Annotated in this window: 12 protein-coding genes; 4 read left to right on the forward strand and 8 right to left on the reverse strand. The window is 33.8% G+C overall.

The window, feature by feature from the left end:
- The first annotated feature begins 250 nt into the window (after nt 1-250).
- The gene (locus tag CLLU_RS16930; protein ID WP_106010946.1) at nt 251-910 is read left to right on the forward strand and encodes a DedA family protein; all 660 of its coding nucleotides are present in this window, start codon (nt 251-253) and stop codon (nt 908-910) included.
- A 72-nt stretch (nt 911-982) separates the two neighbouring features.
- Here CLLU_RS16930 and CLLU_RS16935 read toward each other — a convergent pair whose 3' ends face one another.
- The 3 genes from CLLU_RS16935 to CLLU_RS16945 form a co-directional block, all read right to left on the reverse strand.
- The gene (locus CLLU_RS16935; RefSeq protein WP_106010947.1) at nt 983-2080 is read right to left on the reverse strand and encodes an ABC transporter substrate-binding protein; all 1098 of its coding nucleotides are present in this window, start codon (nt 2078-2080) and stop codon (nt 983-985) included.
- Between the two features lie 68 nt (nt 2081-2148).
- On the reverse strand, nt 2149-2934 hold the full coding sequence (locus tag CLLU_RS16940) for an ABC transporter ATP-binding protein (protein WP_170065771.1): 786 nt from the start codon (nt 2932-2934) through the stop codon (nt 2149-2151).
- The gene (locus CLLU_RS16945) at nt 2931-4025 is read right to left on the reverse strand and encodes a FecCD family ABC transporter permease (protein ID WP_420866710.1); all 1095 of its coding nucleotides are present in this window, start codon (nt 4023-4025) and stop codon (nt 2931-2933) included. Before CLLU_RS16945 ends, CLLU_RS16940 begins: the two co-directional genes overlap by 4 nt.
- Nucleotides 4026-4311: 286 nt before the next feature.
- Here CLLU_RS16945 and CLLU_RS16950 point away from each other — a divergent pair, with 286 nt between their 5' ends.
- Complete coding sequence (locus tag CLLU_RS16950; protein WP_106010949.1) at nt 4312-4800, forward strand: NUDIX hydrolase; 489 nt, start codon at nt 4312-4314, stop codon at nt 4798-4800.
- Nucleotides 4801-4905: 105 nt separating this feature from the next.
- Here the strand turns inward: CLLU_RS16950 and CLLU_RS16955 are convergent, their stop codons facing one another.
- Complete coding sequence (locus tag CLLU_RS16955) at nt 4906-6015, reverse strand: DUF5667 domain-containing protein (RefSeq protein WP_106010950.1); 1110 nt, start codon at nt 6013-6015, stop codon at nt 4906-4908.
- Between the two features lie 171 nt (nt 6016-6186).
- Here CLLU_RS16955 and sigI point away from each other — a divergent pair, with 171 nt between their 5' ends.
- Nucleotides 6187-6873, forward strand: a complete 687-nt coding sequence (sigI, locus tag CLLU_RS16960; RefSeq protein WP_106010951.1) for an RNA polymerase sigma-I factor — start codon at nt 6187-6189, stop codon at nt 6871-6873.
- Nucleotides 6866-7834, forward strand: coding sequence for an anti-sigma-I factor RsgI family protein (locus CLLU_RS16965; RefSeq protein ID WP_106010952.1), 969 nt, complete (start codon nt 6866-6868; stop codon nt 7832-7834). Before sigI ends, CLLU_RS16965 begins: the two co-directional genes overlap by 8 nt.
- 75 nt (nt 7835-7909) lie before the next feature.
- Here the strand turns inward: CLLU_RS16965 and CLLU_RS16970 are convergent, their stop codons facing one another.
- The 4 genes from CLLU_RS16970 to CLLU_RS16985 all read right to left on the reverse strand — a co-directional run bounded on the left by CLLU_RS16970 (nt 7910) and on the right by CLLU_RS16985 (nt 10085).
- Nucleotides 7910-8608: a class I SAM-dependent methyltransferase gene (locus CLLU_RS16970; RefSeq protein WP_106010953.1), complete on the reverse strand. Its 699-nt coding sequence runs from the start codon at nt 8606-8608 to the stop codon at nt 7910-7912.
- Between the two features lie 54 nt (nt 8609-8662).
- Nucleotides 8663-8926, reverse strand: a complete 264-nt coding sequence (locus CLLU_RS16975) for a hypothetical protein (protein WP_106010954.1) — start codon at nt 8924-8926, stop codon at nt 8663-8665.
- Between the two features lies 1 nt (nt 8927).
- Nucleotides 8928-9290, reverse strand: coding sequence for a hypothetical protein (locus tag CLLU_RS16980; RefSeq protein ID WP_106010955.1), 363 nt, complete (start codon nt 9288-9290; stop codon nt 8928-8930).
- Between the two features lie 159 nt (nt 9291-9449).
- Complete coding sequence (locus CLLU_RS16985; protein WP_146127616.1) at nt 9450-10085, reverse strand: zinc dependent phospholipase C family protein; 636 nt, start codon at nt 10083-10085, stop codon at nt 9450-9452.
- Nucleotides 10086-10345 lie beyond the last annotated feature (260 nt).

Consider the following 10345-nt stretch of genomic DNA (forward strand, 5'->3'; position numbering starts at 1 on the left):
GTATAATACTTTCTATTTTAAAATATATTTTATTTAAAAATAATTTATATCAATTAATTTAAATATAAACTTTTTCAACTCATTTGTCAATATAGCATACATAAAAAAGTTTTATCTGTGAATCATTAAGCCTTAAAAATTAATATAAAATTAACCTGCTGTAATAAAAAACAGGTTAAAATAAATTGTATAATGTTAATATTGTATTTGAAATACATTTAAGTCGTGACAATAGAAGGAGATAAAAATTATGAGTTTCATAGAAAATTTAATCAACGTTGTACTGCATATTGATAAATATCTGAATATCATAATACAAAATTATGGATTATGGACATATGGGATAATATTTTTAATCATATTTTGTGAAACAGGATTGGTTATAACACCGTTTTTACCGGGTGATTCCATTATTTTTGCAACTGGAGCACTTGCTTCAGAAGGTATGCTGGAAGTGTTCACGCTGTATATTATATTTTTTCTGGCCGCAGTGTTGGGAGATACCGCCAATTATTTCATAGGCAAAAAAATCGGAACTGGTATTTTGGAAAAAGAAAATATCAGGTTTGTCAATAAGGAGCATCTTGACAAAGCACACAGATTTTATGAAAAGCATGGATCCATGGCCATAGTACTAGGAAGGTTTATTCCAATAATAAGAACCTTTGTACCTTTCATAGCCGGTATTGGGGAGATGAGTTATTCAAAATTTATAACTTATAATGTCCTGGGAGGATTTTTGTGGGTATCCCTGTTTTTATGGGGAGGGTATTTCTTCGGAAGTCTTCCTTTTATAAAACGTAATTTTTCCTATGTAGTAATTGCCATCATAATAATATCGCTTATTCCGGCAGTTGTTACATTTGTGAGAGAAAGAAAAAAGGATGATACTGTCGATGCAGAAATTTAATATTTACATATAAAGTGATCAAAAATACTGCTTCAAAATTAATGTCTGGGTTTGAAGCAGTATTTTATATGATTATTGGTCTGGATCCTGGGCATTTAAAATTTTATTTGCTTCATCGGAAGTAAGATCATAATTCAAAAATTTCTTGTAGAAATTTTGAGTTTCTTTTACCATGTCCAGATCCTGGAATTTGTCCGGGTGAAGAAGTTTTGCCAGCCACTGGAATTGAAGAGCTGATTCCATTCCATATCTGTCCCATAAAAACACTCCTGTTGGATTTATATATACTTTCTTGTTTTTGATGGCATTTACCTGACTCCACTGAGGGTTGCTGTATAATTGATCCAAAGTTTTTATAGGGCTTTTTTTATCAGTTAAAGTGCTTTTCCCAATTATTATTATATCCGGATTCCATTTAAGCACCTGTTCCATGGATGCAGTTTTTTTGTTCCCTGATATCTCTGCAGCATCTTTTGCACCTCCGGCCTTTATCCATTGATCTACTATAGTATTTTGTCCATCAATCATAAGCGGTTTGAAAGATTCTATATGCAATATTTTCGGCTTGTCCGAATCAGGTATTTTAGAAGTTACGGCTGTGACGGCCTTGAACCTTTTATCCAGATAAGAGTTGAATTCATCTGCTTTGGCCTGCGAATTTCCTCCCATAACCCGGGCTGTTATATTGACGACCTTTTTCAAATCGTCATAATTCTGAAATATCAGCTGTACAGTAGGTATTTTGAGTTCCTTGGTTTTTGCAAGCAGTTTTGATTGAGTTGGAATAAATAAAACATCCGGTTTCAATTCCGCAAGCGTCTCTGTATTTACCGTGTTGTTTGTAAATATGGTTTTTGATTTATTCATACCTGGGAATACTTTGTAAAGCCATGGATATGCTTCTTTTCCATCGATAGTTGCAGCTATTTTATCTGCTCCGCCCAGCATTCCTACTATTTCATTATGTGCAGGCCATCCATCGGCTATTACATCTATTTTATCAGGAACGGTTACCTTTGTACCGGTTGAATCTACAACGATTTTTCCTTTACTTTCTTTAGCAGTTGAATTTCCATTGGAACTGGTATTTGTCTGACCACATCCTGAAAATAAAAATATGACGGCAGCAGCGGCTAGAATTAATTTTTTTACTTTGTTTGATTTCTTCATAATGATTTCACATCCTTAAAATAATTTTATATAATTAAGACAGTACCCAACCTCAGCACTGGGCCTAATCAATTTTCAAGCAGTGGTATACAGGATTTGATTTCACTTCCATCATTTAAATTTGTAGTTATGATTTTTACATTTATGCCATATGCCATTTTAAGATTTTTTTCAGTTACAATATCATCAGGGTTTCCTATAATAAAATTGTTATGCTTTTGAAACAGTGCAACTTGTGTAGAACATAAAAATGCATGATCTGGAAAGTGGGATGTCATTATAATGGCGAGACCTTTTTTTGCAAGCCTTGAAATCTGCCTTAGCACTCTTACTTGATTGCCAAAATCCAGATTTGAAGTAGGTTCATCCATAATAAGCAGATCCGGTTCCTGGGTAAGTGCCCTGGCGATAAGTACCATCTGCTTCTCACCTCCGCTTATCTCTGTATAAATTTTATCTTTTAAATAACTTATACCAAGCATTGCCATGTTATTTTCAGCAATCTTCACATCTCTCTTTGTTGGAGAAGCAGTAATACCCAAATGTGATGTTCTGCCCATAACAACCACATCTATTACAGTGAATGGAAATGGAGTCGTATGTGACTGTGGAACATATCCCATAGTCATTGCCAATTTTTTTCTGCTCCAGCTCTGTATATTTTCATTGTCTATTAATATTTCTCCACTTTTTAATTTTAAAAATCCCAGTATACTTTTAAAAAAAGTGGTTTTTCCTACGCCGTTGGGACCGAGAATACAGAGTATTTCACCTGATTTTACACCTAATGATATGTTTTTCACGATAATCTTTGAACCATATCCACAGGATACATTTTTTATATCCATTATCATATCCAGCCCCTCCTTCCTTTCATAAGCAGATATATAAAAAACGGAGCACCAATCAATGACGTCAATATCCCCAGGGGAATTTCAGTTGTAAATATACCCCTGGCTATATCGTCCACGAGCAGCAGATATATACTTCCCATGAGCATGGATGCAGGCAGTGAAACCTTGTAATTGGGACCTACAATCATTCTTGACAGGTGTGGTATTATGAGCCCGACCCACCCTATTATTCCACCTATGGATACAGATGAAGCTGTAATCAGAGTAGAACAGATTATTATAATTCCCCTAATCTTCCTTGTGTCTATACCGAGAGCACCGGCCTCTTCGTCACCAAAAGAAAGTACATTTAAATTCCATCTTAAAATGAATAGGGGTATAAGTCCTAAAAACATAGGTAAAATCATTGTGGCGACATCTCTTGTAGTTACAGTGGATAGGCCGCCCATAAGCCAGAATGTTATTTCCGGAAGTTTATCCTCTGGATCGCCTACATATTTTATTATAGATATAAAAGATTGTGCGAGGCTTGATACCACCATTCCCGTGAGTATAAGACTGAGTGTAGAACCATCTCTGCCGCGGTTTATTACCGAGTTGATGCTCAATGTAAAAAGTACAGTGGCCAGTCCCAATATAAACGACATAAGCTGAACTTCGGCAGAACTAAATGAAAGCAAAAGCCCTATAGCTGCGCCAAATCCTGCTCCGCCTGATGCCCCGAGTATATCGGGAGCCACCATTGGATTTCTAAACAGGCCTTGATAGGCAGAACCGGCAGCGGAAAGTGCACAGCCTATAATCAGAGCCGCAAAGATCCTGGGCATTCTCACTTTAAATATTATATTTTCTGCGTTTAAACCATAGAAGGCTTGGACACCTGCTATTTTGTCATAAAATATATTTAGAATCTGGGAAATGGGCAGAGAATAACTGCCTACGGTAAATGAAAACAAAAAAACAACTATAAGCAATGCTAGAAGTATCCAGTTGGTATAAATTCCTCTGTATTTTATTTTTACTTTTTCTCCCTCATTCTCTTTTTTTAATTTGATGACTTTTTCTGAAAGGATGTTTAAATTTGTTTTCACCGGTAATATCGCCTCATTTTCTGACAAAACGTAATGTAACGTATTTTAATGTGAAATATATAATTTATTTTGTTATGTTTGGTAACATATCGAAAGAACATTAACAATATAATAATACTTATATATGAAAATTGCAATATTATCATTTAATGTATTCAATATATACTGATGTATTATTTTTGAGGCACTTTTGATATAAAGACTGTAATTCAGTTATAATGGAGCTGTAATGCTTGATATTTTGTTTTCAAAATTATGTATAAGAAGGAGTATAGGGGGATTTTGGATGGAATTATGGGATATATATGATGGCAGCGGTCATAAAACAGGTTTAATAAAAAAACGCACGGATATTTTAAGCAGGGGAGAATATCATCTAGCTGCCGAGGTCTGGATTATCAATGATAAGCTTGAAGTGTTGATTCAGAAAAGGTCTAAAAACAAGGAAATTCTTCCTAGTATTTGGACATTGACTACAGGGTGCATGGTCAGTGGGGAGAATACAGTTGATGGTTCTGTAAGAGAGATAAAAGAGGAATTGGGAATATGTATTGAAAAAGATGATTTGAATTTTGTGAGGAGAATATTTCAAAATAATATTATCTGGGATATTTATTTTGTATACATGAATATTGAACTATCAAAAATAGTTCTTCAAAGAGAAGAAGTCAGTGATGTAAAGTTTGTATCAGTAGAAGAATTTAAGAATATGCTTTTAGCTGGAGAAATATTTAAATATGATGAAATTTATGATATTTTGTCACTAATAGGATAATGCAATGATGCTTTATTCTATGGACACTCCTCAAATTTAAAAACACAGGAATGTACCTGATTACTGATTATACAGACACGGATACATCCCTGTTGATCTGAATGTTTAATGCTGTGATCTCATAATTTTTTGTTTACTGCTATTGTTGACCACTTTGTTCTGTTTTTCTTTTTTATTTATATTGCTGTTTGTTTCTTTTTTAATTTGATTTTTCACAACTGGCTTTATCTGCTGCTTTACCTGGTGATTTATCTGCCGCTTTTCCACATTTTTACTGGCTGCTGAAATTGGATTAGCTTTGGCAGAATTTACAGCAGCAGAATTTGAGGATGTACTGCCAGTTGCTGTATTGCCAGCCGCGGTGGATGCAGTTGCGGCAGTATTTGTTTTATATGTTTTGTATGGTTTATATGGTTGTTTATTTTTATTATATTTCAAGTTTTTATCTTTATGAGCTTTTGCTTCTTTTATTGATTTCCCCACGCTTATTTTAGAAGCTTCTTTTTTTGCCTGAACAGCTTTTACAAGATTCTGTTTCTCTGTATTAAGTGCCTGCTGTTTTTGATCCAATAAGTCTTCAGCAGACTTAACTGCCGTTTCATCTCCTGATTTTTTTGCTTTTTCAAGGGCTATTTTAGCTTCAGTATATTGTTTCTTGACATCATTATAAATTGCTCGTTCTTTTTTGACGGCGAGCATGGCATTTATTTTTGCTTTCTGCATTTCTATAACCTTTGCTATTACAGCTTTTGCATTATCTCCAACTTTATTCTGAAGTTTGGTTAATATATCCAAAGATTTTTTTTCTCTGGATATAATTTTATCCTCTATATTTTCCAGATTTTTACGTTTATCTGTATTTTCTGTATTCTGACTGCTGTTTAGTGCATTTTCGATTTTGCTTTCGGCGTTCTTCATACAGCTTTTATAGGCATCAATAGCAGTATTTGCAAGATTTTGACTGTTTTTATCCGCCATAATTTCGCTTTCGCCTAATCTTTCTTCAGCTATATCAGATAATGTGTCTGCTTTTGCACCATCTGAAAAGGACAATATAATTTTTATATTATCTATAGCTTTATCCGCCGGATATAAGATGCTGTCTGGTGTTATACCGGCACAATCTTTCAGGGTTGCTGCTTCGGAAGCAAATGCTGTGTTTACTATAGTAAATGCCATTACTGTGCTTGCTGCCAAAATCATTATTTTTTTCACACTGATCATCCCTTCTAAAATGTATACAACTTAAGTTTTATTTCAATTACATTTGATCGATCACTAGAATATACGGCATTTTATTATATTTTCAGGGGGATTATAGAATAATTTGCATCACCCCTTCAAAGTTCTCTTATATTTCGTATAATATTAATATGAGGTGATTTTATGCAGAATATTGATCACTTGATTTGTGAGGATAAAAATAAATTTATTGATGAAAATAAGAATTTTATATATAAATGTACTTATGCTATTTCGAAAAAACACCTTCAATGGGAAAATGACGATGAACTCAGCATTGCTTTGATTGCGTTTAACAAGGCTTGTGATAACTATACAGAGTGCAGAGGAAATTTTTATGCATATGCAAAAGTTATAATCAGAAATGCATTGATTGACTATTTTAGAAAAAATAAAAATTCACCCTTACTTACTTTTGATAATGATCAGTATGACATGGGAAAATTGGACAATAACAGTGCCATAGACAGTTTTGAATTGGAAAAGGAAAACAAGAACAGGGCAGATGAGATTGCTGAGCTTAATAAAGAGCTTAAAAAATATAAAATCGACTTTAACAGCCTTGTAAATAACAGCCCAAAGCATAAGGATACAAGAAATAATGCTTTAAGACTTGTCTTAAAAATATGCAATAATAGTGAAATCAGCGGCTACATATTGAATAACAGGCGTCTGCCAATTAAGCAGATATGTACATATACCGGATTGAGCAAAAAATTTATTGATAAGTGGAGAAAATATATTATTGCACTGTTTATAATATTCAGAAGTGAAAAATTTCTTTATATAAGATCTTATTTAAATATAAAAGTAGGTGAATGTAATGAGTAAAAGAGAAGGTATAGTGATAAGTGTAAGCGGGAGATATGCTAATCTGCTTACTCCTTATGGTGAATTTGTAAAAGTAGCCTGTAATGGAAAAAAGCCCAATGTTGGTGAAAAATTTGCAGGAAGTGAAGCTGTACATTTTTTTTCTCGTTTTGATGCCAGAAAAATAGTTGCTGCGGCATGCATAATGCTTGCGCTGCTTATAGGAGGAGGAGTTAAAGCTTATTACAGCCCGTCGGCTACAGTACTGGTGAATATAAATCCAGATATTGAATTGAAGGTAAACTTTTTGGATAGAATTATTTCTTATAAAGCATTGAATGATGACGGAAGTAAGGTATTGAGTCAGATTAAAATAGAAAATGCAAACGTAAATGATGGCTTGAAAATGATAATTGATCAATCCAAAAAAGACAAGTTTATTGATAAGGAGTATATGAAGACAAAGACTATTTCTGTTGATATAAATGGTGAAAATATAAATATTTCCAAATTCAAATCAAATATGGAAACTTCTGATTTGAACGTTAAAATTCAGTCCAATGGAAATACAATTTTGAATAAAAGTTTAAACAGAGAGTCAAATAAAAGTTCAAAGGAGAATTCGAACAATAGTTCAAGCAAAAAAGATATAAAAAATGCTGATAATGCGGTAAACAGCAGATATTTAAACAGCAAAAGCAATTATAAAACTTCAAACGGCAGTGTTACCAGGGAGAAGAACAATACTTATGGTGGGGGTAATTCCTCTAAAGTAAATAATTCTGCTCAAAATAGATATTATGAAGGCAAGAGTAAATCAGATTCAAAACAACTTCAGCGTTCAAGCACCAATAGAATTAAAGAAAATCAAAATTCAATCAAAAATGCCGGCAGGAAGAAAAATGAGGAGAGGGGATACCAAAATAGTTCCAATAGAGGCAGCTCACCTGAGAGAAATTCAAGGACAAGGGGAAATAGATAAAAATTGGAGTTAGTCCAATTTTTAAGCCCTTGTCAGAAGTGTAAACAGCAGGGTGTATTTAGCTTCTGATCAATTTTATAGTTTTCTGAATACATATGTCAGTACTGAGGAAGTTAATTTATTCGTGCCGGAGTTTCTGACCACAGGATAAGTTTGTGTGGCTGAATGCTTTTTTATTAGTTTATAACCGCTGTGGAACATATTTTCACAGCATTTGGCAGCTTCCTCCGTTTTAAGATTGATTTCAAACATGGGATCTACCTGAACCCCGTCACTGGTTACTTCAATGATGTCCGTATTCATTGTCAAAATAAAAACACCGCCTTGAGTCAGCCCTTCGCGAATCTGATGCAGCTTGAGCAGAAGTGTATCCCTGCTGCCAAGATGCTCAAGAACAGAAATTGCCAGTATACAGTCATACTTCTCCTTTTCTATTTGGTATGAGTCAACGCTTGACAAAATAGGATTTATTTTTGACGATACCTGATAATACCGGGCATTTGATTTTAAATGCTTTAAAGCAGCAGGCAGCAGATCCACACAGTCAATTCTGCACCTGATTGAGCGGGCAGCTGCAATTGCATTTCTGCCCACCCCGCATCCAAGATCCAGTATCCTTATTTCTCTGTCATATTTTTTGAAATAGGGTAAAATATCCATCACTGTTTTTAAAGGACGGCTCAACCAGGAACCTTTATCATACAGCTCATGGTTTTCATATGTTACCTTATGGGAAAAAGCCTCTTCACTTCTTATCCTGCCTATTCTGTCCATATTACCACACCCCCCGTTTTTATTTCCTTATTTTACTATTTTATTACAGCCTTATCAAGTCAATATGTTATACAACTCATTTTCCAGCATAACTCCAACTGTATCAGCAAATTTTTCCGGAGATTTTATATAAACTAAATTATGGCCGTATATCTTTTTGGCGTCGCAGACATCTTCATTACGTCCTGTAAAAATACCGAGAACTGAAATCCCCTTTTGCAGGCCTTTTCTCACTTCCAAAGCAGTATCCTTTACACCCATTTTATCTGCATAGCTGTATTCGGCATGATTGGTCTGACTTGCAGGAATGCACTGCATGTCATTTTGATTCTTTACTATTTATTCTAAGAATGTTTTCGCTTTTTTGTGATTCTTGGGATATATTTTTTTCTGGAAAGTAGGTAGGTCTATAGTAAAAATAAACTTTTATAATCTCATCCATACGGGATATAATCTGCTTTTTATTCATACGTTCATCAAATTCTAAATCATTTAAAATTTTGATTACCTGACCTGACATGTTGGGTTTTTCGCCCAATGCCCGCTGAAAATGGGCTATCTTGATTCGGTCTATAATATCGAAAGTCAAAGCTGGATTGCATCTATCAAGAAATTTTTTTGAATAATCACGCCGTAGGTTTTCAAGAACTGCTCGTTCATCTTTCTTTGTATTATATAACACATGTTGATTTGCTTCAAGTTAGAGTGGATACGAATGTTAGATTAGACGTGAATAGGAATGTAAAAATACTGATTGGAGAAAAGAAAAATAAAATAACCTGCAGAGCCTAAGATGGAAGTATTCTGCGGAAGAGCAGGAAGAAAGTTTTCCCTTAAACAATTATTTTACAGAAAATGGTATGGGGTCAGTCCCTCTATAAAAGTATTCCGGATTTTCGCAATTTGCTATTATATCTGCAGCTATTGTTGCTGTTGAAATAGCGTAGGTTATATCCCTGGTGAAAGATTTATTCTCTTTGTCATACTTTTTGCGCATGTAATATATAACTGCTGGTATGCTTTTTTCAGGAATATATATATCTGGTATGATTTTAAATCCCTTGAACAGCAGGAGAGCTATAAAAATAAAATGAAGGCGCAGTTCGTATATGAAATGTTGAAAAAGATTTTTATCTTTATATCCTTCTGTGTGATATAAACAGAAATAATCGCAGATGAAATGGCATATCATGCCCAGAGTAACGGAATACTCTTTTACGGACATCCTGGTATTAACCAGCTTGTTGTAGTATTCGCATACTATATCTATACTTTCATCCAGACAATGGCAGTGATTGGATCTGTCCTTTACAAAATCAGGTTTTATGTTGCCATATGAAAAGTTGAATTTATTTAGTTTAATATTAAATTTCTTTGAACAATGATTGAATATGATGTGGGAAATTAGCAAATGGGTGCTGGTTATCATTATAAAACCACCTTTTTGTACATTATTTTTGATTTCTTCATTAGACAATGAAAATCCACTTTCACTTATATATATATACTTAGAAGGTTAAAGCAAGGTTAAAATACAGTTAATTTCAGAATAATTTGGCCTGGTATCAGGTTAATTCGGAGAAATTTAAAATAAAATAAGCCCTTTGATCTTAGTGTAAAATTACTGTAGGGTTATTTGAGATAAGAAATGGAAAAAGAGACTTTCCTCTGATAATATATTAAGTAAGCAAAAACAAAATATACAAAGAAAGAAGGAAAGTCTCTTATGGATAATAT

The sequence above is a fragment of the Clostridium luticellarii genome (genome assembly GCF_002995845.1).
In the GTDB taxonomy this organism is placed as follows: domain Bacteria; phylum Bacillota; class Clostridia; order Clostridiales; family Clostridiaceae; genus Clostridium_B; species Clostridium_B luticellarii.

Bases quoted from the DNA above. Each gene is read 5' to 3' on its own strand.
- CLLU_RS16930 (WP_106010946.1), top strand. From the start codon at position 251: ATGAGTTTCATAGAAAATTTAATCAACGTTGTACTGCATATTGATAAA.
- CLLU_RS16935 (WP_106010947.1), bottom strand. From the start codon at position 2,080: ATGAAGAAATCAAACAAAGTAAAAAAATTAATTCTAGCCGCTGCTGCC.
- CLLU_RS16940 (WP_170065771.1), bottom strand. From the start codon at position 2,934: ATGATAATGGATATAAAAAATGTATCCTGTGGATATGGTTCAAAGATT.
- CLLU_RS16950 (WP_106010949.1), top strand. From the start codon at position 4,312: ATGGAATTATGGGATATATATGATGGCAGCGGTCATAAAACAGGTTTA.
- sigI (WP_106010951.1), top strand. From the start codon at position 6,187: ATGCAGAATATTGATCACTTGATTTGTGAGGATAAAAATAAATTTATT.
- CLLU_RS16965 (WP_106010952.1), top strand. From the start codon at position 6,866: ATGAGTAAAAGAGAAGGTATAGTGATAAGTGTAAGCGGGAGATATGCT.
- CLLU_RS16970 (WP_106010953.1), bottom strand. From the start codon at position 8,608: ATGGACAGAATAGGCAGGATAAGAAGTGAAGAGGCTTTTTCCCATAAG.
- CLLU_RS16975 (WP_106010954.1), bottom strand. From the start codon at position 8,926: ATGCAGTGCATTCCTGCAAGTCAGACCAATCATGCCGAATACAGCTAT.